This window comes from Corynebacterium doosanense CAU 212 = DSM 45436, assembly GCF_000767055.1.
Taxonomy (GTDB): Bacteria; Actinomycetota; Actinomycetes; order Mycobacteriales; family Mycobacteriaceae; genus Corynebacterium; species Corynebacterium doosanense.
Map to the genome: position 1 here is coordinate 258911 of NZ_CP006764.1, position 22849 is coordinate 281759.

Here is a 22849-nt window from a genome sequence, read left to right on the forward strand (position 1 = left end):
AATCAATCCCGGAGCGGTTTGGTGAGGGGAGGGCCGGTTGGGTTAAAGTATGGGCAGGATCCCACGCGGCGTCCATCTTGTGAACTCCCCCAGGGCAGGAATGCAGCAAGGGTCAACGAGCTCTGACGGGTGCGTGGGGTCCCCTTATTTTTCAGGGGGATCGATGGGCATGGGAGCTGGGCGCTACGCGCCGTCGCCAAGCGGGGACCTGCACTTCGGCAATCTCCGCACCGCGGCGCTGGCATGGCTGTGCGCGCGTTCGACGGGGCGCAAGTTTCTCCTGCGGGTCGAGGACATCGACTCGGAACGCTCCACTGAGGAGTCGGCGACCCGCCAGCTGGAGGATCTGCAGGCCATCGGTCTGGACTGGGACGAGGAGCCTGTCCGCCAGTCCGAGCGTCAGCGCAAGTACAAAGAAGTGCTCGCTGAGCTCGAACAACGTGGGCTGATCTACGAGTGTTACTGCTCGCGCAAGGACATACGCGAGGCGACCAGAGCCCCTCACGCCACGCCCGGCATCTATCCCGGGACGTGCCGCGATCTCACGGAGGAGCAGCGGGAGGAACGCCGCGCAGCGGTGGGGGAGCGGGCGGCGTCGTTACGCATCCGCAGCGACGCCTCGAGTTTCACGGTCCATGACCTGTATGCGGGCAAGTTCACGGGCGTGGTGGATGACTTCGTCATACAACGAGGCAACGGGGACTTCGCCTACAACTTCGTTGCGGTCATCGACGACGGCGACGCGGGTGTGGACCAGGTCGTGCGCGGGGACGACCTTCTCAGCTCCGCGCCGCGGCAGGCGTGGTTCACCCAGCTCCTGGGTTACCCGCAGCCGGAGTACGTGCACGTGCCGCTGGTGCTGGGGCCGGAGGGGAAACGTCTGTCCAAACGCGACGGGGCAGTGACCCTGCGTGAAATGGGGCCGGTCGACGAGACGGTGCGGCAGCTGTGTGTGTCGATGGGTTATCCGGGCGCAACGTCGCTGGCGGAGGTGTTGCGCAGCTTCGACGCGGCGGAGTTGTCTCGCCAGCCGGTCACTTGGCCGCTCGCGTAACATGTGACCCGTACCGAGCGCGGAAGAACCCGCGCTGAAAGAGCACACGCAGGAGGCCACCACCGCCATGTCGCTTCTCGATCTCGACACCGACCAGCGCGCCGAGTTCGCGGCGCGGATCCGTAAGGACTACGAGGAGCTCCAGGCTCGTAACCTCAAGCTCGACCTCACCCGCGGCAAGCCGTCCTCGGAGCAGCTCGACATCGGCAACCCCCTGCTGTCCCTGCCCGGCGAGGGCAACTTCCGGGACAAGGACGGCGCCGACGTGCGCAACTACGGCAACCTCAAGGGCATCCGCGACATCCGCGAGATCTGGTCGGATCTGCTCGGAGTCGAGTACGAGGAGGTCGCCGCCGGTGACGCATCCAGCCTGAACATCATGTTCGACCTCATCGCCTTCGCCCACAGCTTCGGCACCCAGGACTCCGAGCGCCCGTGGAGCGAGGAAGAGCAGGTCAAGTGGATCTGCCCCGTCCCGGGCTACGACCGCCACTTCGCCATCACCGAGAAGTTCGGCTACGAAATGCTCACCGTGCCCTGGCTCGAGGACGGCCCCGACATGGACGCCATCCGCGAGGCCGTGAAGGACCCGCAGGTCAAGGGTATGTGGGTTGTCCCCACCTTCGCCAACCCCTCCGGCCACGTGGTCTCCCGCGACGTCGCCCGTCAGCTCGCGGAGATGGAGACGGCCGCGCCGGACTTCCGCATCATCTGGGACAACGCGTACGCGGTGCACACGCTCACGGACGAGTTCCCCGAGGTCATCGACGTGGTCGCCCTCGCCCGCGAGGCCGGCAACCCGAACCGCTTCCTCCACATGTCGTCGACCTCGAAGATCACCTTCGCGGGCAGTGGCGTGAGCTTCTTCAACTCCTCCACCGACAACATCAACTGGCTGCTGGGCACGCAGGGCACCCGCGGCATCGGCCCCAACAAGGTCAACCAGCTGCGCCACGCCCTGTACTTCGGCGACGCCGAGGGTGTGCGCGCGATCATGCGCAAGCACGCCTCGCTGCTCGCTCCCAAGTTCTCCCGTGTGCTGGAGATCCTGGAGAAGAACCTCGGCGAGTACGACGTCGCCCGCTGGACCGAGCCCAAGGGCGGCTACTTCATCTCCATGGACGTCCTCGACGGCACCGCCTCCCGCGTGGTGGAGCTGGCCAAGAACGCCGGTATCGCACTCACCGAGGCCGGCTCCTCCTTCCCGCTGCACGACGACCCCAACGACCGCAACATCCGCCTCGCCCCCTCGATGCCCTCGGTGGAGGATCTCGAGGTGGCCATGGAAGGCGTGACCACCTGCGTGCTGCTCGCCGCGGCGGAAAAGCTGGGCGCCTAGCTTGCAGTTCGAGGAAACCGCCTTCTGGCTCAGCGAGATCATGCCGGCGCAGCTCGAGCTGCGTCAGGTGAACGGCGCCCGGGTGGGCACCGCGACGCTTGACGACGGTCGCGCGCTCGCCGCCACGGCCGACTTCTCCGACACCGACACCGGCCTGATGACAGACGACGAACCCCAGCGGGACGTGCGCTGCGAGCTCATGGTCACCGCTCAGGTGTCTGAGGCCGAGGCCGCTTCAGCCGTGCTGGCCGCCGCCGCCGTGCTGCAGGGTGCGGGAGGGATGGTTCCGGCCCGACCCGGCATTCTGCTCCCCGGGGTGGGAGGGGCCGCCGGACTGATCGGTGTTTCGGTGGCGCACGGGCTACTCATGGCCCCGCGGCTGTGGGGTGAGCAGACGCCGCACGTCGCCGAGGAGAATCGCATGACGCTCATGCTGGAGGTGGTCATGCTCACCGAGGAGGAGTACCAGATCGGTGTGCAGTCGGGCGTCGATACGCTCCTTCGACGCCTGCGCCGCCGCGGTGCTGACCTGGACGATTGGCGCCGAGAGTAGGTCCGTCTCCTTTGGTACCAACTTTTCCCCGACCCGCGCCCGATCGTCCTAGGCTGAAGTGAACTGTCACTTTCCAGTCTGAGGAGTTGCGATGAAGAATTCGGAAGAGGAACGACAGAACGTGCGGGCGCTGTGGATGGCAGCCGCCGGATGGGTCATCGCTTTTGTTACCGCCTTCGCCGTAAACGACTGGCACGTGGTGGACGCGCTGACGTCCTGGCCGCTCGTGTCGATCAGTGTGCTGGTGTTTGTCACCTTCGTGGTCGTGGCGAAGCGGCGGGAGTCCTGAAAAAGTGCGCACGTGCGCACTTTTTTGACGCGGGAGTATGCGGCTGCATACTCGTGGCTAGCCCAGTGCTGCCAGGGGAAGGACATAGATACCGTCTGCACGCCGATAGGCGGCAGTTCCGGCGTGCACGACGACTCCGGCGGCAAAGCGTGTGCCGAGAACATCCCTCAACCAGGTGAGGTGGCGGACGTCGCCGTCTCGAACGTCGGGGGAAACCTTGACTTCGATCGCGACGACCTGCCCATCGGAGCCCTCTGCAATGATGTCGATCTCGTGTTCGCCACGGAGAGTGCGCAGGTGTAGTGCTCGCGCACCGCATGACTCCGCAGCGACGCGGACGCTGAGGGTGCACAGAGACTCGAAGAGCTGGGCGAAAAGCTGTGCCCCGGATTCGGTCCCGTTCAACAGTGACGCAGGCGAGGCACCCAGAAGGCGTGCCGCCAAGGCGGGGTCACAGAGGTGGTGTTTTGGTGACTGAATGAGCTTTCCCAATCCCGGTTCGAGCGGAAGCCAAGCTGGGAGCGGCTCGAGGATCATGAGCTGGGTGAGGAGCGACCGATAATTGTCCGCCGTCTTCCGGGCGGGTTTATCGGCGTCACCCGGAGTGGAGTAATCGCGTATCTGCTGATAGCTGTCAGTTCGTGCCGTAGCTCGGGCGTAGCCGGCCATCCACCGCTGGACCGCTTCCGGGTTGCGGACCCGAAGTCCCTGTTCGGGGAACTCATGGGTAACGATGCGGTTGATATAGCCGTCGATACGCACCGTTCGGAGCTGCGGTGGCAAGTTGAAGATGCCTGGAAACCCGGAGCGGCAGATTTCGGTGGCGTAGTCGTCGACGGAGACGGGCAACGTCGTGGAGCGAAGCTCAGGGGTTTCGCCAGACAAGAGGTTGGCGACAGTGATCAGGGGCGTGGAGTCGAGCCGCTCCTGGAGGCTGAATGGGCGCATTCTCAGGGTGTCAATGCGTCCGGCACCCGAGTGAAGTGCTACGTCAACGGGAGGGAAGGCGCTACCGGTGAGGAGGAAGGAGCCGCCGGGGGCGCCGTCGTCGACTGCACGTCGGACCACGTCCCAGACCGGTGGGTAGCGTTGCCATTCATCGAGTAGGAGCGGTGTTTGCGCACCGTTCACCATGCGGGGGTCGGCAGCAACCAGGGCTGCCGTGGCGGGTTCGTCCAACCGGAGAACCGAACTGGCGCGTTGCAGGGCGGTGAGGGTTTTCCCGACGCCCTTCGGTCCCTCCAGTGCGATAGCGGGGAGGTGAGGTAAGTACTCATCCAGAAGATTATCGATCGCCCTTCGGCGGTAGCGTCCCGGCCCTCCATCATTCATGCAGGTCAGGATATCTCAGTAGGGTGAAGTAGGCAATATCTCGGCGTTTAAGTAGGCAATAATGTTCGGTTGAGGTAGGCAATTGTGTCGCCCGGTCGAATGCCGACCACCCCGACTCCGGCCGGGAGGGGATGCACTGGCCTGCGCTACCTACTGGGAGCGGCGACTCGGTTGAGCCTCAAAAAGTGCGCATGTGCGCACTTTTCCGATGCGGGAGTATGCGGCCGCATACTCCTGCGTACTCCTACCCCGACACCCGCAGGCCCGTGGCCAGGCCGTTCATGGTCACCTGGATGGTCTTGGACACGAGGAAAGAATCGTCGCCCGAGCGGTAGCGGCGCAGCAGCTCGATCTGGATGGCGTTGAGCGGCAGCAGGTAGGGGTAGCGGCGTTGGACGGAGCGCTCGAGACGGTCGTTTCCCGCCATGAGTGACTCGTGCCCGGTGATGCGGTGGAATACCGACTGGGTCAGCTCGAACTCGTCAGCGATGGTGCTGAACACCCGCTCGGAGACCTCCGGGTCGTCCACCAGCGTGGAGTAGATCCGGGCCAGGTCCATCGACGCCTTGCCCATGACCTGGGCCATGTTGTCCATCACCGAGCGGAAGAAGGACCAGGTGCGGTAGAGGGTGCGCAGCTCCTCCCAGCGGGTCTCGTCGTCGCCCGCCCAGCAGGTGATGGCGGTGCCCACGCCGAACCAGCCGGGCAGGTTCACGCGCGACTGCGCCCAGGACAACACCCAGGGGATGGCGCGCAGGTCCGAGACCGAGGAGGTCTGCTTCCGGGCCGTGGGGCGGGAGCCCAGGTTGAGGTCGCCGATCTCGTGCAGCGGGGTGGACTGGGTGAAGTAGTCGATGAAGCCGGGGTCGCGGCGGATGAGGTCGCCGTACTTTCCGCCGGCCAGTTCCGCGATCTCGCGCATGATCTCGTAGGCGCGGGTGGGGTTGTCCAGGGATTCGGTGTCCAGGAGCGAGGCCTCCAACGTTCCCGCGACAAACGCCTCGAGGTGACGCCTCGCGGTGGTCGCGGTGCCGTAGTGCGCCGAGATGACCTCACCCTGCTCGGTGATGCGCACGGAACCCCGGACCGCGCCGACGGGCTGGGCCAGGATCGCGTCGTAGGTCGGGCCGCCGCCACGACCGACCGCGCCGCCGCGGCCGTGGGAGAAGCGCAGGCGGATGTCGTGGTTCCGGCAGGCTTCGACGATGGCGATCTGGGCGTCGTAAAGCTCCCAGTTTGCGGAGAGGTAGCCGCCGTCCTTGTTGGAGTCGGAGTACCCGAGGACAACCTCCTGGAGGTCGTCACGCTGGCGCAGGTACTGGCGGTAGACGGGGACGTCCCAGAGTTCCTCGAGGATGCGGGCGCCGGCCTTGAGGTCGTCGATCGTCTCAAAGAGCGGGGCGATGTCGACCTGGCCGACCAGCTGTCCCCGCTCGGGGTCGAAGCTGATGAGCCCGAACTCCTTGAGCAGGATCATCGGCTCGAGGATGTCGCTGACCGTGCCCGTCATGGAGACGATGCAGTGGGGGATGACCTCGGGGCCGAGCTTGTCCACCGCCCCCGCAGCCGCGCGGAAGATCCCCAGCTCACGTTCGGTGGGCTCGCTGAAGGGCTCTGCCCACGGGAAGGTCAGCGGCCGGGCAGAGGTGAGCTCGGCGACGAGGAGCTCGCATTTGGCGGCCTCGTCCAGGCCCGCGTAGTCGGCGGTGACGCCGGCCGCGGCGAAGAGTTCGCCGAGCACCGCCTCGAAGGACTCGGAGTTCTGGCGCAGGTCAAGGGAATTGAGGTGGAAGCCGAAGGTCTCCGCGGCGGAGCGGATGCGCAGGAGACGGTCGTCGGCGATGATCGCGTCGTCGAACTGGCGCAGCGAGCGGTCGATGATGTCCAGGTCGGCGCTGAAGTCCTGCGGGGTGGGGTAGGGATCGAAGCCGTCGGAGTCCGGGGCGTCGGCCAGGGCGCAACGGGTGGCCCGGATCCGGCCGAGGACGCCGTGCAGGGCGCGTCGATAAGGCTCGTCCACGCGGCTGGGGACGTCGTTGTTACCGCGGTCGGCGAGTTCACGCAGCTCCTGCGAGCATTCCGAGTAGCGGTCGGAGAGGCTGAGTTCCTTCTCCAGCTCACCCAGCTGCTCGTCGTAGTAGTCGAGCACGGTGTCGGCCGCTGCCTGGGTGGCGTAGGTGAGGGTCTCGCCGGTGACAAAGGGGTTGCCGTCGTGGTCGCCGCCGATCCAGGAACCGGTGCGCACGAGCGGCCGGTCGGGGACGCCGGCGCCGAAGAGTTCGCGCAGGCCGGCGATGGTGTCGCGGTTGATGGCGGGGACCTCGTCGAGCAGGCTGAGGCGGAAGTAGCGCAGGCCGACGTTGACCTCGTCCTCGATGCGCGGGCGCGCGATGCGGATGAGCGCGGTCTGCCAGAGCAGGGTCATACGCAGGTGTGCCTCGCGCTCGATCTGGGTGAGACGGGCGTCGCGACGCGGAGTCCTGGGCTGGGCGAGAATCCCGCGGCGCTCACGCAGCAGCGCGACGATGCGGCTCTGCACGTCAAAGACGGTGCGGCGCCGGGTTTCCGTGGGATGCGCCGTGAACACCGGGGAGACCTGGGCGTTGTCGAGCATCGTCGCCACGTCCCCCGGGCTCACCGTGCCGTCGGCCCTGAGCTTGGCCAGGGCGCCCTGGAGTGAGGCGTCGGGGGCCTGCGAACCCTCGTCCTCGAGGGCGGCGAGCGCGGCCTCGTCGTCGAGATCCTCGGCGATGTTGGCCATGAGGGAGAAGTGGCTGAAGGAGCGGGCGACGAGGTTGATCTTGTTTTCGTCGACGCCGCGGAAGGTGGCCAGGAGCGCCTCGGCGTCCTCGTCCCCGCGGGCGACCCCGAAGGCGAGCTGCCGGGTGCTCTCCACCAGCTCGAATACGTCCTCGCCCTCCTGCTCGGCGATGACCCGGCCGAGAATGCGGCCGAGGAAGCGGATGTCGTCGCGAACCTGTTCAGTCACTGCGCTGGGGTCCCTTCGGGAATTAGTCGGTGACCTCTGAACTTAGCCCGGTACGCGGCGCGGCGGGGTATAGGACCGCGCACGTGCGCACTTTTTCTCCGCGCAGCGACAGCCCGTTGAGGTGTCCGGGCGCGCGGGTAAGGTTGGCGCCGTGGCTCTCTACCGGAAGTACCGTCCCGCAAGTTTCGCCGAAGTCGTCGGCCAGGAGCAGGTCACGGTACCGCTCTCCAAGGCCCTCGACTCGGGGCACATCAACCACGCCTACCTCTTCTCCGGCCCGCGCGGCTGCGGCAAGACGTCCTCGGCGCGCATCCTCGCGCGCTCGCTCAACTGCGTCCAGGGGCCGACGTCCACGCCGTGCGGTGTGTGCGACTCGTGTGTCTCCCTCGCCCCGGGCGGCCCGGGCAACCTCGACGTTATGGAGCTCGACGCCGCGAGCCACAACGGCGTGGAGGACATGCGTGATCTTCGCGACCGTGCGATCTACGCCCCCGCGGACTCCCGCTACCGCGTCTTCATCATCGATGAGGCGCACATGATCACCAACGCGGGCTCCAACGCGCTGCTGAAGATCGTGGAGGAGCCGCCGGAGCACCTCATCTTCATCTTCGCCACGACGGAGCCGGAGAAGGTCATCGGCACGATCCGTTCGCGCACCCATCACTATCCGTTCCGGCTGGTCGCCCCGCCGGAGATGCGCGGCCTGCTCGAGCGCATCGTCGCCGACGAGGGCGTCTCCGTCGAACCTGCCGTCTACCCCATGGTCATCCAGGCCGGCGGCGGCTCCCCGCGTGACACCCTCTCCACCCTGGACCAGCTCCTCGCCGGCGCCGGCGAGGACGGGCTGAGCTACGACGAGGCGTTGCCGCTGCTGGGGGTGACGGATCTCTCGCTTCTCGACGACTCCGTCAACGCCATCGCCGCGGGCGACTCCGCCGCCCTGTTCACCGTGGTCGGCCGGGTCATCGACTCGGGCCACGAACCCCGCCGCTTCACCGAGGACCTGCTCGACCGCCTGCGCGACCTGCTCATCCTGCGCACCGTGCCGCAGGCCATCGACCAGGGACTCGTCGACGCCCCCGCCGACCGCGCCGGGATCCTCCAGGAGCAGGCCGAGCGGTTCCCGGGCGAAAAACTCGCGCGCCTCGCCGAAACGGTCAACGACGCGCTGAAGGACATGCGCGGCGCCACCTCCCAGCGGCTCATGCTGGAGATCGCCTGTGCCCGCATGCTTGTCGACGCCTCGCCGGCCGCAGCGCCCGTGGCCAACACCTCGCGTGATGCGGCGGCTGCCGCGGCTGCTGCGCTGGCGGCGTCGGGGTCCGCGGGGGCTTCGGGGGCTTCGGGGGCTTCGGCGAAGGAGCAGAAGGAAGAGGTCGAGCGGACGCCGCAGCCGACGGCGAGGCCGGAGCCGAAGCCGGAGCCCAAGTTGGCGCCGGCGCAGGCCCCGCGGCCGGAGCCCAAACCTGAACCCAAACCTGAACCCAAGCCCGAGCCGAAACCCAAGCCCGAGCCCGCCGCCGAATCCGGCGACCTCGTGGAGAAGATCCGCGCGGGCTGGGCCGATGTTCGCCGGGAGGTGGGCAAACACAACCGCGTCGCGGAGATCATGCTCACCGAGGCCAGGGTGCTCGGCCTGCGGGACGAGACCCTCATCCTCGGCCACAACACCGGGGCGCTGGCCCAGCGCATCAACGCGGAGAGCAACAACAAGGACGTCGTCGCGGCGCTGAAGGAGAAGTTCGACCGCGAGCTCGAGGTGCACTGCGTCGTCGGCACCGACCCCACGGCTGCGGGCCTGGACGACCCGGCGCAGCAGAAGAATAGTTCGTGGAATCCGCAGAAGCAGGACCAGAAGCAGAGCGCCGGTGACGAGGAACCGGTCGATTCTGCAGAGGAGTCGGAACAAGGCGTCGATAAGCCGCAGGATTCCTGGGGTGCGCCCGCGAAGATCGGTGGGGAGGCTGCGGCGGCGCCCGTCGAGAAGCCGGCGCCGGTGAAGAAGCCCGCGCCGGAGCCGGCGGGGGACTGGCGGGCGGCGATGGCCGCGGCCGCGCAGGGTGCGGCCGATCGGGCGAAGAAGGAGGAGGCGAACTCCTTCTCTGACGGCGTTCCGCTGCCGCCGGAGCCGGAAGCGGATCCGCCGCCGGATTTTGAGGAAGCCCCGGCTGCAGCGCCCGCCCCGGAACCCTCCCAGCCAGCGGCGATGAGCCGGGACGAGGAAGAGGCGATGATGGCGGATCAGGCGCAGGAGCCGGGGCAGCGTGACCATCGGGACGCGACGGCAATGGCGGTCGACCTGCTGCAGTCGGAGCTCGGCGCTCGTCTGCTCTGACCGGCGCAGATCGGTACACTGGCCACCGGTAAAAATAATTTCTAAGAAAGGTAGCGCCACCATGACCACTCCCGAGCAGCCCGACATGAACGAGCTCATCGCCCGCGCCACCGAGGTGCAGGCCCAGCTGCAGAAGGCGCAGCAGGAGATCCTCGAATCCGAGGTCACCGGCACCGCCGGCAACGGCCTGGTTACCGTCACCATGACCGGCGGCGCCGAGGTCACCGGCATCACCATCGACCCCAAGGTCGTCGACGCGGATGACGTGGAGACCCTTCAGGATCTCATCCTCGGTGCCTTCCGGGACGGTCACCGCAAGGCAGGCGAGATCGCCCAGGAGAAGATCGGCCCCTTCGCCGGCGGTGCTGGCGGAGCGGACTTCGGTTCCTTCCTCGGCTAGATCGCTTCTCGACAAGCCCCCGGCACCGCCTGTGCGGCCCGGGGGTTTGCCACGTCTATGCTTCAACGAGCCATCCTTAACCAGCGGAATGTGAGTGACAGCAGTGTTCGAGGGACCCCTCCAGGACTTGATCGACGAGTTTTCCCGGCTACCCGGAGTCGGCCCGAAGAGCGCCCAGCGCATCGCGTTCCACCTCATGCGCGTCGAGCCCGAGGACATCGACCGGCTGCGCAGCGCCCTCGCCGCCGTGCGTGACGGCGTCACGTTCTGCCGCATTTGCTTCAACGTCTCGCGCGAAGAGGTCTGCCGTGTCTGCGCCGACTCCGGCCGCGACCGCACCATGATCTGCGTGGTCGAGGAGGCCAAGGACATCCAGGTCATCGAGCGCACCGGCGAATACTCCGGCCGCTACCACGTCCTCGGCGGCGCACTCGACCCGCTGGCCAACGTCGGCCCGAAGGATCTCACCATCACCGGGCTGCTCCAGCGCATCGGTGGCGTGCTGCCCGACCGGGAGCTGGCGGATTCCACGCCGGAAAATAGGCTTTACGACGACACCCCGCAGATCACCGAGGTCATCATCGCCACCGACCCGAACACGGAGGGTGAGGCGACCGCCGCGTACCTGGGCCGCCTGCTGCGCGATTTTCCTGACCTGAAGGTGACCCGCTTGGCTTCCGGCATCCCGCTGGGTGGGGACCTGGAGTTCGTCGACGAGCTGACGTTGTCGCGGGCGCTGAGCGGTAGGCGGGCGCTGTAGCTGCGCGCCGGGGGACAATCCCCTCTGGAAGAGTGCTATTTCCTGGAGATGGATACGGTCGATCAGGAGACCGATCCGATTGAAAGGCGAAGCAGCGATGAGCGCATGGGGAACAGGCGAGCTGGCGTGGCTGCCAGGGTCTTCGACTGCGCAGCCGGAGGGGCTGAGCGTGGAGATCGGCTCCTGGGGAGGACAGAGCTCTGTGCTGAAGGTGTGCTCCGCGGACAGGGTGATGAACCTCTACATCATCGAGCCGGGGAGGGTGGAGAAGATCCCTGGTCAGAATCCTCGACGGTGATGTTTCTGACGGTCACTGACGGCAAGCTTCTGGCGACGTCCGCCCCGGGTAATCATTGGGGACAGGTTGTTGATTCCCGGAGCAGAGCGATCGACCCGCGGGTGGTCAGCTGGGAACACATCGTCCACTCCACCGAAGACGTGCGCGATGAGCACGGCAATTCGACGGGGTACCAGTGGGGCTCGGGTACCGGATAATTTTCCGGGCGGGCCATTAGCCTGTTTTTCATGGCTAACGAGACAATCGGAAAGTCTGAACACAAGGCGGTTGGGCCGGTGGCCGTCGTTATCTTTGTGGTGCTCGGCCTCCTCCTGGCCGCGCTGCCCTTTCTGCTCCTGGTGGGCCCTTGGGCGTGGGTCACGATGGAGGAAGACGCCCGGGAGCGCGGCTAGGTGGACGGGGTGGCTTTCGCTGAGGAGGAGCTGGCGCCGCAGCTCAGCGACGACTCCACCGCGGACGTGCACCCTGAGACCATCACCGTGACGCTTCCCGAGCGCAATCTCACCGAGGTGGAGCACACGCTCGACGCGTATGGCTCCTGGTTGGGGGAGTTCCGGAAGAAGCTCGACGGAGCGCAGACTCCCGACCTGGAGGTTGTGGCCGGGGAGGGGCTGCGAATAATCACCCTCGGGCCGGACGGCAAAGACGCGACCGTGGCGGGCCTGCCACTCGTGGATCGCTACATCGAGCAGGGCGGGAGCGTCGTGCTCCGGGACACCAAGGACCACCCAAGCGTGCTGCTGGCGGGCAACGAGGAAGCGGTCCGGCAGTTGGTGCAGGAAATCCCCGAGTACTACTTCAACGCCGTCTACCCGGAAATCCCCATCGTGGGTGGCCCCGACCAGTTTGACGACAGATTCACCGCCCACCGGGAGCAGTTCGAGCAGGTCAAGGATCTGAGTGCGGCCGCGACGGCCGCGATCTCGGCGCGGAAAATCGAGGGCATCGAGGTCGTCGGCGTGGACGGCCACTACGACAACGACGCCGGTGAGTTGGCCGCGGACGTCGATCTGCGCACCGACTCCGAAACCCCTGGAGGCTCGGATCCCGACTCCGACCTGGCACTGTTCGACCTGTTTGAGGGCTCCTCGGAGGATCACGGCATGGGCGTCGTTGGGGTCGGTTGCCGGGTGGGCAACCGCGCCATGTGGCCGACGCAGTACCGGGACGAGTGAGATAGGGCGATGGGTAGAGCGGCGGTGCTCGGAGGGGAGGTGGTCCTGGTGACCCTCGAGCTGATAGCGATGTTTCAGATCAGCGCGGCGCTGCGTTCCGCCGCGGATTCCAACCCGGAGGCGGCAGAACAGCGGGCAAATGCGGCCCAGGCTGTGGCTGCTGAACTGGAACCGGCCGTCGGAGGCTTTGCGACGGTCGTCGCCGGCACCTACTCCGTCACGATCGACATCGACTCCCCGGATTCGAGTCAGCTAAACATCGTCGTCGACGCCTACTCCGACCAGGTCGAGGGCTGGAACGAGGATGAAGCCGGCACGAACGCGCCGGGTGCGACAGTCACCGCGGGCGAGACGGTGACGTTGGAGATGTCGGAGGACAGCAACTTCGAGATACTGCCTTCGTCCATGCCAGCAGTGGAGGAGCTGGCCGAGCAAGGCGGATCGGCGGAGCCCGCACAGTTCCAGGGCGTGGAGGTCACCGGAGTCGTCGACTCCGTCCGGTCCTTTGCAGAGCCTGTGCCGGCTGCGCTCGAACCGCTGTCTTACCCGGGGACCCCGGTCGTGGTCGCGCACGCCGGGGATATCTACGAACCTTTGGGTACCGGACTCTCTTAGGCGAGAGCGGTATACAGCAGGGTCAATATCGAAGACACGTTAAATAATGACGGCTCGCCAAAGGCCACGTGGGCCCGGTTAGTAGATTAGTATCGTTTACTGTAGGCGGGCAGATTGACAAAAACCCGGAAGCGTCCCCGGCAGGCGAGTTCCATAGATCAACAAAAATTAGCAAAAGTTGAACGCAAAATACAGGAAACGTGCGGTCATCGCGGTTCGGGGTTAAACTAAGGAATACAGGACGAGCAATGATCGCGCGACGATATAAAATTATACCAAATTAAAAGCTGAAACCCAGCTAGTCTGCTAAAGAAATTTCTAAGAAAGCGTGGTATGACGATATGGCATTTAAGATACCTCCGAGGGTTGATCGAGCCGCCGATACACCGGAGGATCTCTATCGACCCCTCTCAAAGGGGGGCAGAGCGCCGGGTCCCCTCTGGTCACAGCAGACTGATATTCTTCGCGAATGGTATGGAGAACACAGAAAAGCATCTGACGTCGCGCTTGAGCTACCCACGGGTGCTGGAAAAACACTGGTTGGCGGGCTCATCGGAGAGTGGCTACGTATCAAGAACCAAGAAAAAGTCGCATACGTTTGCCCAAATAACCAGCTTGCAAAACAAGTACACGAGGCTCTCGACGACTACGGGATTGATTCGATTCTACTTACAGGCCCAGTATCAAGCTGGACATCGATTGAGAAAGCGAAATATGATCGCGCTGACGCCATGGCCGTATCGTCGTATAGTCACATTTTCAATACGAATCCTGCGTTGGGTGGAAGCGGGACAATAATTTTCGACGACGCACATTCCGGTGGGTCAATAGCTGGCAGTCTATGGACCCTGGCTGTGCAACGTGATGAGAGCACGTATTTCGCATTGCTTAACGCGTTGGCCCACGGTCTATCCGCGGCGGCAGTGGGCTCACTCAGGCGAACATCAGGCGAAGCGTCAAGCTTCGAAGATGTGCACCTTGTCCCCCCAATGACGATCCTTCAGAACATTGACACTATTGCGTCGATACTAGAAGAGCATGTTCAAAACTGCGACACGAGCGCCAGACACACGCTTTCAATGCTCCGCAATAAGCTCACATCGTGCATGTTCTACATAGGATATGACGCAATTGAGATTCGTCCGGTTGTACCACCGACAAAATTTCATAACGCTTTTAGTGAGGCTCGGCGTCGGATCTACATGAGTGCAACGATCGGTTCAGCGGGCGAGCTCGAGCGGAATTTTGGAATTACAGGGGTATCTAGACTTAAGACACCGAAGGGGTGGGAAACCACAGGTTCGGGCCGTCGCCTGTTTATCTTCCCCGGTTTGTCTCAAGACTCGGTAGATAATCCTTCCGCGGTTTTTAAATGGACTTCAACTACAATAGAGGACGAGGGTGTTGCCGCAATTCTTGCTCCGTCAGAGGTGAAGGCTCGCCAACTTGAAAAGCAACTCGAGATACCGGAACACTTTGAAAGAATTACCGGTAGTAAACTTGAGGAAGATCCGACATTGAAGGCCCTCAAAGAAGATCATTACTTTATTCTAACCAATCGTTATGATGGAGTGGATTTTCCTGATGATGAGTGCCGGCTGCTTATTCTGTCCGGTCTTCCAAGAGGTTCTAACATGCAGGAGCGATTTCTATTGGAGTCGATAGTCGCAGGACCTGCTTTGTCGGGAAACGTTCGAGCTAAGGTAGTCCAAGGAGTCGGTCGGGCTACGCGAAACGATAGGGATTTTTCCGTAGTGATCATTTTGGGTGATGCTTTGACCCGGTTTGTTGCGGATCGCGATAACTATAGAACGTTTTCGGAAGAGCTTCAGGCCGAAATTGAGTTTGGTGTCGATAACTCGGAACTGGGTTTCTCAGAACTGGCTCAAAATATCTCGTCTTTCTTGACTCAAGATCCCGATTGGGCGGGTGCGAATGCGCATATTACTGAAGATGTCGAATCTAAGAGCCGCGTGTTGCCTGCAGGTACCAGAGAGTTGGCCACATCTGCTGACGATGAGGTTTTGGCCGCTAATGCGCTTTGGGCTGGCGATTTGAACGCGGCTCTGAAACATGCGGGTCAAGCCATCTCCCGCGCGTCACACACCGAAAGGCTTTCTCGGTACTTTTCACTTTGGCATTTTTTGTGCTCACAATGGTCGCTGATGCTTGCTATCGAGGCTCGAAAGGTGAACAATATTCAAGACTCAGATACACTTTTCCGGTCACATTCTCATCATCTTGAGGAAGCGAGAAAAAAATCCTCTGGCTCGACTTGGCTCCGTGAGCTCAATATTCGCTCATCCAATATCCATTTGGCAAAAGGGGGCGTATCGTTAATAGATGGCCTTGCTTCGAGTAATTTATATAGGTTGTTGAAAGGCTGGGGTCTGAACGAGGATCGGGAGCTTGGTGAGACGATAGCTAATTTGAACCGCGTCAGTTATAAGGAATTCGAAAACGCGCTCGCTGCTTTGGGTAAGTTCTTAGGTGCCAGTCATTTCGAAGCTGCGGGAGGTCGGAGTTCGTATCCTGACGCCATGTGGCTATTTGATGAACTGGGCTTGATATGTTGGGAAGCGAAAAGCGAAGCTTCGGATAGTTCTGAGGTGTCTGTAAATTATGCTCGTGAAGCTGAATCGCATCTTCGTATCGCGAAAAAGAAATTTGGGCTTGTCTCCTTACCTGATGAGTCCTTTACAGGGTATGTCACTCCTCAGACGCGTATTGCATACAATGCCCGACCAGTCCTTTCCGATAGCGTGTTTCACGTACCGCTTCTTGTTCCCCACGAGCTCGCACTTCGTGCCCAATCTGCAATTGAATCATTTGGAGAAATTGCTGAAGTTGCAACGGTCGACGACTTAACGGCTCGTCTCGATCTTTATAGTTGTCTACCTAGCCAATGGATTCCGGAATTAAAAATGCAGTCACTGAATGCTATTCCAGACTAGTTAGCGCGGAGAGTTCGTGAAGTGGTCTAGCTGCTGGCGGCCAGCGGACTTGGTAGAGTTTTTCGTCTGAGCCACGGTTTCCTCGTTGTCCCTACGCCAACCGCTCCATCCGCAGCCGGTCCACGGACGGCAGCTCCAGCGGCTCCAGCTCGGACAGCTGAACCCCCAACGCGCAGGCCAGCAGCAGGTCCGCGAGCTGCGGGTTACGTGCCAGGACGGGACCGTGCATGTAGGTGGCGATGACGTTGCCCTGGACGGCGCCCTCGGCGGCGCGCTGGGAAGAGCCGTCAACGACGTCGAGAAGCGCTGCCTCATCGGCGTTACCCATGCCGGTGGTCAGTTTGCCCAGGGGTGTGGCACCGGGGCCGAGGATGGTGGCGCCGAGGTGGTTCTCGAATCCGGTGAGCGGCTCGGTGAGTTCCGCCGTGATGCCCGCACGGGTGGGGGTCGACGCAACCTCGCCGATGGCGCGGCGCTGCATGCCGGCTGTGGTGGCGTCGATAAGCCCGACGCCGTCGACGATGCGCCCGGAGGCCCGGAAGGACTCGCCGAGAACCTGCAGACCAGCGCAGATGGCCAGGATCGGGGCGCCGGCGTGGGCGGCGCGGGTGAGGCCGCCGTCGGCGATGAGGTGCTCCGAGGCGAGGATCTGCGCGGTGTCCTCGCCGCCGCCCATGGTGTAGACGTCCATGGTTTCGGGGACGGGGTCGCCGTAGTTGATGCGGTGGATCTCGGCGTCGAGGCCGCGCATGCGGGCGCGCTGGCGCAGGACGAGCGCGTTGCCGTCGTCGCCGTAGGTGCCCAGGACGTCGGGCAGAACCAGCCCAACATTGATGCGGTCAGCCACGGTAATCGTCCTCCTTGGACAGAGCTTTCTTCAGGTCACGGAACGCGGTGTAGTTGGCTAGGACCTCGACGCGGCCCGGGGGACACGCGCGAATGGCCTTGACCGGGTCGGCGATGAGCTCGTGGTCGATGTCCGCGTAGAGCAGGCGCACGGCAAGGTCGGTGCCGCGCTCGCCGGCGGCCTTAACAGAGAGGGACTCGAAGTCCTCGAAGCGCACGTCCCACAGCCAGGAGAGATCCTCGCCGTCGGCGACCTGACCGTTGACGGCGATGACCAGGCCCTCGGCGGAGCGGTCCACCATGGTCAGGGCCTCCTGCCAGCCGGCGGGGTTCTTGGCCAGCAGGAGGTGGACCTGCCGGTCGCCGAGCTGCACGGTGGAGTAGCGGCCGGCGACGTTGTCCACGTCCTCGGCGGCCTTCACCGCTTCCGTCAGCGGTACGTCGAAGCCCTCGACGGCGGCGGCGACGGCCTGGGTCGCGTTGCCGCGGTTGGCGCGCCCGGGAAGCTTGAGATCCAACGCGGTGGTGCCGCCCGCGGTCTCGATGCCCTCGGGAGTGATGGTCCAGGTGGGCGTGGGCCGGCGGAACTCGCGGCCGTCGGCCAGCGGTTTGACCGCGTACCAGTCGTCGCCCGTGTGCACGATGTGCCCGCCGGTGCGCGGGCAGGTGACGGCGTCGCCGACCCAGCCGGCACCGGCGGAGACCCACACGACGTTCTTGGCGTCGTAGGCCACGGACGTCATGAGCACGTCGTCGCAGTTAGCCACGACAAGCATGTCGGGATGCTTGTCGACGGACCCGCGCAGGGCGCGCTCGATCTTGTTGATCTCGCCCACGCGGTCCAGCTGGTCGCGGGTGAGGTTGAGCAGCACCAGCGCCTCGGGGTTGAGGTTGTCGGCCACGGCGGGCACGTGCAGCTCATCGACCTCGAGCACGATGCGCTCGGCCTTCGACGCCGCGATGAGCGCGGAGACGATGCCGGCGTCCATGTTGTCGCCGCCGCCGTTGGTGGCCACGCTGTACTTCGACCCCACCGCCGCGGCGAGCATGCGGGTCGTGGTGGATTTGCCGTTGGTGCCGGTGACCAGCACGGCCGGGCGGCCTCCGCCCAGCGACGACATGATGCCGGGGTCGATTGCCCGGGCGATCAGTCCGCCGATCATGCCGCCGGAGCCGCGGCCGGTGGCGCGCGATGCCCGGGTGGCCAGGTTCGCGGCGGACTTCGCGGCCGTCGAGCGCAGTCGTTTTAGCGGTCCAGGGGAAGGTGAACTCATGGTGACCCACCCTAATACGTGACGGGTGACGAGTGTTTGTTCCCGAACCGCCTACGGTTTCGGAATCTGTGGGGTGTGGGGACTAGAGGAACAGCGTCATGCCGAGGCAAGCTTCTGGTTGATCAGCGTGTTCAGGGAGATTCCTTCGGTGGCGGCCTCGATGACCATCTTGCGATGGATTGAAGGCGAGGTGCGTACGTTGAACTTCCCGGAGTACATACGTCCTCCGAGTGACTCCGGAATGATTTCGCCTGAAGCAGTCATATCCTCCACCACCTCTGCGACAAGTTCCAGCAAACCGTTTTCAGCTTCTTGCCGATCGGACGCGAGCCACGAAAGGGAGGGGAATTCGGCGACGGTGGCCACGAATTCCTGATCTTCCTCGGACCAGGAGACCTGGTAGGTGTATTTATTGATGTCCATTGTCCTGCTCACTTTCTCTACTTTTCAGAGCTTTCAGCTTGTCGATGGCCTGTAGCACCTGCCTGACTTGGTACGGCTTCGCCTTGCCGCTGGCGTCTTGGATGTTGACACGCGGGTCGCCTGGCCACGGTGTCTTGTAGGTCTTATGTGATGTTTTCTTCGAGTGTCGGTTTATGAAAAAGTGATCGCACACTTTCTCAAGGTCGGAAAATCTCACGTTGTTCGGAGAAGACCTCATCGCTTCGACGATGTCGCCCACGCTGTTGCTCACCCCAGAATAGTACCACCGATAGTACTGCGGGCTGAGGGTTGAAAGTTACCCCCGAGGAGATTGAGGCTCGACCTACCCGCGCATCCGATCGATCGCCGCCATGAACGCGGTGTCCGCGAGAAGGGGGATTCCCTTGCGCTGGGCGTGCATGGCCTTGCCGTCGAGGTCGGTGGTTTCGTTGCACACCACCACGGAGGTCTGCCGGGTGAGTTTCTCCGAGTAGGCGAGCTCCTTGGCCATGCACGCCTCAATGATGATGTTCGGATCCATCTGGATCTCCGGGGCCACCACTACCTCCATGCCCTTGGCCAGCTCTTTTCCTGGCTGGTACTGGCCGGGGTTGTCCAGCGGGCGGGGCGCCTCGACGGCGTCGACACGCACGTGGGAGCGCTGCAGGCCGAACCGGTCGGCGCGCAGGTCCTTGGGACTACGGGAGGCCACGGCCGACGGGTCGCGCGCGACCTGCGCCAGGTAGAGCTCGATGAGCACCTCGGTGAGCTCGCGGCTGCTCTCGGACTCGGGTTGCTGCGCGCGGTGGACGGAGGCGACGGGGGAGGGGGCGTCGACGCCGTACTGCGTGGCGACGGCCGCGATCCGCGTGTCCGCCAGCGGCACCGTCTGCCTCCGGGCGGTGGCGAGGGTGTCCACCACGGCCTCCGGGCGGGGAACATGGCCGACTTTCTGGCGGCGGCGTCCACGCCCTCGACCGCGTCCCCGCGAGCGGTTGGCCTTGGCGGCGGCGTTCATCGCGCGCCTGGCCTCGGAGACGAGGAAACCCCAGGCCGCCGGGGCATCGTGGACGACGAGGACGCGGCCGTCGATAAGCGAATCCACCTGGCGCAGGGCCTTGGCGAAGGGCGTGGCGTCGCCGGCCTCCTCGTGCGTGAGCCCGTGCATGTGCACGGGGCCGGGGTCCTCCCCGGGGTCGAACGCGAGGTGGAGGGACTCGCCGTGTTCGCCGTCGTCACCGAAGGTCACGGCGTCGAGGGTGATGAGCCGGGATGTGGACGGGTGGATGCCGCTGGCGTGCACCACGACGGCGACGTACGGGTACGCCTGGACGTCCTCGGTGGCGTCGGCGGGTTCGTCAGTCGGAGTCGTCATGGTGTCCGATCCTAGTCGGCGACGACCGGCCCCAGACCGTCGGCCGCGACGTTCTCCGCCAGGTGCTCCCTGCTGGTCGTGCCGGAGATGACGAAGGTGTGGGGCGAGTCCTGCGGCAGCCACGCGAGCCCGGCCTGCGTCGGGGTGGCACCGAGGCGCTCCGCCGCCGTGGTGATGGCGGGCTCCTCCACGACGCGCGGCAGCTTGGCGTAGGCGCTGCCGCCGAGCGGGAAGTAGGGGATCCAGGCAATGTTGTGCTCGCGGGTGAGCTCCACCAGCGGCGCATCCGCGCGGTGGGAGTAGTTGTAGATGTTCTGCACCGCGTCGATGCCCACCTCCAGAGAAGCCTGGACCTGCTCGAGGGAGACGTGGCTGAGTCCGATGCCGCGGATGAGGTCCTCGGCGCGGAGCTCAGCGGCGACCGCGAGCTGCTCGGCGAGGGGCACCTGCCGGTCCTCGGGCGCCAGCAGGTCGGGGAGCATGTCCATCCGGCGCAGGTAGAGCAGGTCGGGGTAGCCGGTGTTCAGCGACTCGAGGTTCTCCTCGACGGTCCGGCGGATGTCCTCCGGGTGCTGCGCGGCGGCCATGGGTGCCGGGCCCTCCGAGGTGGCGCGGGCGCCGGCCTTGGAGGCGAGGAAGAGTTCGGGCGGACGTCGCCGAGCGCGTTGTGCAGCAGTTCGTTGGCGGTGCCGGCCGCGTAGAACTGGGCGGTGTCGAAGTGTCGGATGCCCAGCTCGTACGCGAGGCGCAGAAGCTCGACGGCCTCAGCCCGGTCCCCCGTCTCGGCGGTCTTGCGGGCCAGCGGGCTCATGCCGTAACCCACGCGGGGGACCGGCCGGCCGCCGATGGGGAACGTGCTCAGACTCATGCGCCCTGCGGCTCGTAACCGACGACCGCGCGGTTGACCGCAGAGGTCACGGCCTTCAGCGACGCCGAGGTGGTCGAGCCGGCGATGCCTACGCCCCACACCTTGGAGCCGTTGACGTCGGCGAAGATGTAACAGGCCGCCTCGGCGTCGTCACCCGCGGAGCGGGCGCGCTGGGTGTAGTCCAGGACCCCGAAGTCGATGCCCAGGGATTCCAGCGCGTTGGCGTAGGCGGAGACGGGGCCGTTGCCGGTGCCGGAGATGGCCTGCTCGGAGCCCTGGTGCACGACGGTCGCCGACACGGACACCTGGTCCTCGACGGAGTTGTCCACCTTGACGGACACCTGCTCCAGGACCTCGTCGCGGTCGAGGTACTCTGCGGCGAACAGGTCCCACATGTTCTTGGAGTTGACCTCGCCGCCCTCGGACTCCGTGATGGACTGCACGTGGGAGGAGAACTCCGGCTGCATGGCACGTGGCATGTTGATGCCGTGGTCGGTCTTCATGATGTACGCCACCCCGCCCTTGCCGGACTGGGAGTTCACGCGGATGACGGCCTCGTAGTCGCGGCCGACGTCCTTGGGGTCGATGGGCAGGTAGGGCACCTCCCAGGTGACCTCGCGCAGCTCCTCCCAGGTGACCTCGGTGTTGTCCGCGCCGGGCCGGATACGGGCGGCCATGGCGTCGAGGCCCTTGTTCACGGCGTCCTGGTGGGAACCGGAGAAGGCGGTGAAGACCAGCTCACCGGCGTAGGGGTGGCGCTCGGGCACCCGCAGCTGGTTGCAGTACTCCACCGTGGAGCGGATCTGGTTGATGTCGGAGAAGTCGATCTGCGGGTCCACGCCCTGGGTGAGCATGTTCAGACCCAGGGTGACGATGTCCACGTTGCCGGTGCGCTCGCCGTTGCCGAACAGGCAACCCTCGATGCGGTCAGCGCCTGCGAGGTAACCCAGCTCGGCGGCGGCTATGCCCTCGCCGCGGTCGTTGTGCGGGTGCAGCGAGAGGATGATGGCTTCTCGACGTGCGAAGTTGCGGTGCATCCATTCGATGGAGTCCGCGTAGACGTTGGGGGAGATCATCTCCACCGTCGACGGCAGGTTGATGATCATGGGGTTGTCCTCCGTGGCACCCATGATGTCCACCACCGCGTCACACACCTCGAGCGCGAAGGACAGCTCGGTGCCGGTGTAGGACTCCGGCGAGTACTCCCAGCGCCAGTTGGTGTCCGGGTAGTCGGCCGCGATGGTCTTGATCAGCTGGGCGGCGTCGGTGGCCAGCTTCTTGATCTCCGGCTTGTCCTTGCGGAACACCACCCGGCGCTGCAGCTCTGAGGTGGAGTTGTAGAAGTGCACGATGACGTTCTTCGCGCCTGCACAGGCCTCGAAGGTGCGACGGATGAGGTGCTCGCGCGCCTGTACCAGCACCTGGATGGTGACGTCCTCGGGGATGAGGTCCTGCTCGATGATCTCACGCACGAAGTCGAAGTCGGTCTGGGATGCGGACGGGAAACCGACCTCGATCTCCTTGTAACCCATCTTGACCAGCAGGTCGAACATGCGGCGCTTGCGTTCCGGGCTCATGGGGTTGATGAGCGCCTGGTTGCCGTCGCGCAGGTCCACGGCGCACCACTGCGGGGCGGAGGTGATCTTCTTGTCCGGCCAGGTGCGGTCGGGCAGGGAGATGTCCTCGACCTCCTCGGCGAAGGAGAGGTAGCGCTCGACCGGCATGGAGGAGGGGCGCTGCCTGTTCCACGAGGGCTGGTTCGCGGGGATCTCGCCGTCCGGCGTGCGGATGTCGGCGGGTGCGGAAATGTAGGCGTCGTTCGGGCTCATGGGGAGCAAGTCCTTCTTCTTCGGCGTTGTCGGCTTCTCAGCCTAGGGGATCTTCCACGGCCGGCGATGCACAAACTCCGCGACGGGGTGCCAGCCGTGTGATCGACTCTTTAGGCCCCGCCGCGGCGAAGAAGAAGGAGA

The 22849-nt window shown here is 64.6% G+C and carries 20 protein-coding genes, 1 other RNA gene and 1 pseudogene; 13 read left to right on the forward strand and 9 right to left on the reverse strand.

Annotated elements, in window-relative coordinates:
- Positions 1-52 precede the first annotated feature (52 nt).
- From ffs to CDOO_RS01350, 5 genes are all read left to right on the forward strand, one after another.
- An RNA gene (ffs, locus tag CDOO_RS13490) (signal recognition particle sRNA small type) lies at positions 53-151 on the forward strand.
- Positions 152-163: 12 nt separating this feature from the next.
- Positions 164-1054, forward strand: a complete 891-nt coding sequence (gene gluQRS, locus CDOO_RS01335) for a tRNA glutamyl-Q(34) synthetase GluQRS (RefSeq protein WP_018021564.1) — start codon at positions 164-166, stop codon at positions 1052-1054.
- A 67-nt stretch (positions 1055-1121) separates the two neighbouring features.
- Positions 1122-2393 (forward strand): aspartate aminotransferase type Ic, encoded by a 1272-nt coding sequence (locus CDOO_RS01340; protein ID WP_018021563.1) that lies wholly within the window; start codon positions 1122-1124, stop codon positions 2391-2393.
- A gap of 1 nt (position 2394) precedes the next feature.
- Complete coding sequence (locus tag CDOO_RS01345) at positions 2395-2946, forward strand: suppressor of fused domain protein (RefSeq protein ID WP_018021562.1); 552 nt, start codon at positions 2395-2397, stop codon at positions 2944-2946.
- 91 nt (positions 2947-3037) lie between these two features.
- Positions 3038-3235 carry a hypothetical protein gene (locus tag CDOO_RS01350; protein WP_018021561.1) on the forward strand — a complete coding sequence of 66 codons (198 nt, stop codon included), beginning with the start codon at positions 3038-3040 and terminating at the stop codon, positions 3233-3235.
- Between the two features lie 57 nt (positions 3236-3292).
- Here the strand turns inward: CDOO_RS01350 and CDOO_RS01355 are convergent, their stop codons facing one another.
- Together CDOO_RS01355 and ppc are read right to left on the reverse strand one after the other, a co-directional pair.
- Positions 3293-4567 carry an ATP-binding protein gene (locus CDOO_RS01355; RefSeq protein ID WP_018021560.1) on the reverse strand — a complete coding sequence of 425 codons (1275 nt, stop codon included), beginning with the start codon at positions 4565-4567 and terminating at the stop codon, positions 3293-3295.
- A gap of 244 nt (positions 4568-4811) precedes the next feature.
- A complete protein-coding gene (ppc, locus tag CDOO_RS01360) occupies positions 4812-7556 on the reverse strand; it encodes a phosphoenolpyruvate carboxylase (protein ID WP_018021559.1) in 2745 nt (914 codons plus the stop codon).
- A 151-nt stretch (positions 7557-7707) separates the two neighbouring features.
- Here ppc and CDOO_RS01365 point away from each other — a divergent pair, with 151 nt between their 5' ends.
- The 8 genes from CDOO_RS01365 (at position 7708) to CDOO_RS13495 (ending at position 16093) form a co-directional block, all read left to right on the forward strand.
- On the forward strand, positions 7708-9891 hold the full coding sequence (locus CDOO_RS01365) for a DNA polymerase III subunits gamma/tau (RefSeq protein WP_018021558.1): 2184 nt from the start codon (positions 7708-7710) through the stop codon (positions 9889-9891).
- A 61-nt stretch (positions 9892-9952) separates the two neighbouring features.
- Positions 9953-10291: a YbaB/EbfC family nucleoid-associated protein gene (locus CDOO_RS01370; RefSeq protein ID WP_018021557.1), complete on the forward strand. Its 339-nt coding sequence runs from the start codon at positions 9953-9955 to the stop codon at positions 10289-10291.
- Positions 10292-10394: 103 nt separating this feature from the next.
- Positions 10395-11051 (forward strand): recombination mediator RecR, encoded by a 657-nt coding sequence (gene recR / locus CDOO_RS01375; protein ID WP_018021556.1) that lies wholly within the window; start codon positions 10395-10397, stop codon positions 11049-11051.
- 97 nt (positions 11052-11148) lie between these two features.
- Entirely contained in the window at positions 11149-11349 is a 201-nt protein-coding gene (locus CDOO_RS01380; RefSeq protein ID WP_018021555.1) for a hypothetical protein, read from the forward strand.
- A 227-nt stretch (positions 11350-11576) separates the two neighbouring features.
- A complete protein-coding gene (locus CDOO_RS13810; RefSeq protein ID WP_018021553.1) occupies positions 11577-11741 on the forward strand; it encodes a hypothetical protein in 165 nt (54 codons plus the stop codon).
- Positions 11742-11750: 9 nt separating this feature from the next.
- Positions 11751-12524 carry a hypothetical protein gene (locus CDOO_RS01390; protein WP_155861301.1) on the forward strand — a complete coding sequence of 258 codons (774 nt, stop codon included), beginning with the start codon at positions 11751-11753 and terminating at the stop codon, positions 12522-12524.
- Positions 12525-12533: 9 nt separating this feature from the next.
- Positions 12534-13139, forward strand: a complete 606-nt coding sequence (locus CDOO_RS01395) for a hypothetical protein (protein ID WP_020384573.1) — start codon at positions 12534-12536, stop codon at positions 13137-13139.
- A gap of 341 nt (positions 13140-13480) precedes the next feature.
- Positions 13481-16093, forward strand: coding sequence for a DEAD/DEAH box helicase family protein (locus CDOO_RS13495; RefSeq protein ID WP_081610325.1), 2613 nt, complete (start codon positions 13481-13483; stop codon positions 16091-16093).
- Between the two features lie 91 nt (positions 16094-16184).
- On the opposite strand, the gene CDOO_RS01405 is transcribed toward CDOO_RS13495, so the two are convergent.
- The 7 genes and pseudogenes from CDOO_RS01405 to leuA all read right to left on the reverse strand — a co-directional run bounded on the left by CDOO_RS01405 (position 16185) and on the right by leuA (position 22708).
- A complete protein-coding gene (locus CDOO_RS01405) occupies positions 16185-16940 on the reverse strand; it encodes a type 1 glutamine amidotransferase (protein WP_018021548.1) in 756 nt (251 codons plus the stop codon).
- Complete coding sequence (locus tag CDOO_RS01410; protein WP_020384571.1) at positions 16933-18213, reverse strand: Mur ligase family protein; 1281 nt, start codon at positions 18211-18213, stop codon at positions 16933-16935. Before CDOO_RS01410 ends, CDOO_RS01405 begins: the two co-directional genes overlap by 8 nt.
- 96 nt (positions 18214-18309) lie before the next feature.
- The gene (locus CDOO_RS01415) at positions 18310-18636 is read right to left on the reverse strand and encodes a type II toxin-antitoxin system HicB family antitoxin (RefSeq protein ID WP_018021546.1); all 327 of its coding nucleotides are present in this window, start codon (positions 18634-18636) and stop codon (positions 18310-18312) included.
- On the reverse strand, positions 18623-18907 hold the full coding sequence (locus tag CDOO_RS13500; RefSeq protein ID WP_081610324.1) for a toxin HicA: 285 nt from the start codon (positions 18905-18907) through the stop codon (positions 18623-18625). Before CDOO_RS13500 ends, CDOO_RS01415 begins: the two co-directional genes overlap by 14 nt.
- A gap of 72 nt (positions 18908-18979) precedes the next feature.
- Positions 18980-20011 (reverse strand): hypothetical protein, encoded by a 1032-nt coding sequence (locus CDOO_RS01420; RefSeq protein ID WP_018021545.1) that lies wholly within the window; start codon positions 20009-20011, stop codon positions 18980-18982.
- Between the two features lie 11 nt (positions 20012-20022).
- Positions 20023-20879: pseudogene (locus CDOO_RS01425) on the reverse strand (aldo/keto reductase).
- On the reverse strand, positions 20876-22708 hold the full coding sequence (gene leuA / locus CDOO_RS01430; RefSeq protein ID WP_018021542.1) for a 2-isopropylmalate synthase: 1833 nt from the start codon (positions 22706-22708) through the stop codon (positions 20876-20878). The pseudogene CDOO_RS01425 and the gene leuA overlap by 4 nt, the downstream one beginning before the upstream one ends.
- Between the last annotated feature and the right edge of the window lie 141 nt (positions 22709-22849).

What these genes read in the sequence shown, in the direction of transcription:
- CDOO_RS13810 (WP_018021553.1), top strand. Translation starts at nt 11,577, where the DNA reads ATGGCTAACGAGACAATCGGAAAGTCTGAACACAAGGCGGTTGGGCCG.
- CDOO_RS01380 (WP_018021555.1), top strand. Translation starts at nt 11,149, where the DNA reads ATGAGCGCATGGGGAACAGGCGAGCTGGCGTGGCTGCCAGGGTCTTCG.
- CDOO_RS01410 (WP_020384571.1), bottom strand. Translation starts at nt 18,213, where the DNA reads ATGAGTTCACCTTCCCCTGGACCGCTAAAACGACTGCGCTCGACGGCC.
- CDOO_RS01350 (WP_018021561.1), top strand. Translation starts at nt 3,038, where the DNA reads ATGAAGAATTCGGAAGAGGAACGACAGAACGTGCGGGCGCTGTGGATG.
- CDOO_RS01355 (WP_018021560.1), bottom strand. Translation starts at nt 4,567, where the DNA reads ATGAATGATGGAGGGCCGGGACGCTACCGCCGAAGGGCGATCGATAAT.
- CDOO_RS01340 (WP_018021563.1), top strand. Translation starts at nt 1,122, where the DNA reads ATGTCGCTTCTCGATCTCGACACCGACCAGCGCGCCGAGTTCGCGGCG.
- leuA (WP_018021542.1), bottom strand. Translation starts at nt 22,708, where the DNA reads ATGAGCCCGAACGACGCCTACATTTCCGCACCCGCCGACATCCGCACG.
- CDOO_RS13495 (WP_081610325.1), top strand. Translation starts at nt 13,481, where the DNA reads ATGGCATTTAAGATACCTCCGAGGGTTGATCGAGCCGCCGATACACCG.
- CDOO_RS01370 (WP_018021557.1), top strand. Translation starts at nt 9,953, where the DNA reads ATGACCACTCCCGAGCAGCCCGACATGAACGAGCTCATCGCCCGCGCC.
- CDOO_RS01420 (WP_018021545.1), bottom strand. Translation starts at nt 20,011, where the DNA reads ATGACGACTCCGACTGACGAACCCGCCGACGCCACCGAGGACGTCCAG.
- gluQRS (WP_018021564.1), top strand. Translation starts at nt 164, where the DNA reads ATGGGCATGGGAGCTGGGCGCTACGCGCCGTCGCCAAGCGGGGACCTG.
- CDOO_RS01395 (WP_020384573.1), top strand. Translation starts at nt 12,534, where the DNA reads ATGGGTAGAGCGGCGGTGCTCGGAGGGGAGGTGGTCCTGGTGACCCTC.
- CDOO_RS01415 (WP_018021546.1), bottom strand. Translation starts at nt 18,636, where the DNA reads ATGGACATCAATAAATACACCTACCAGGTCTCCTGGTCCGAGGAAGAT.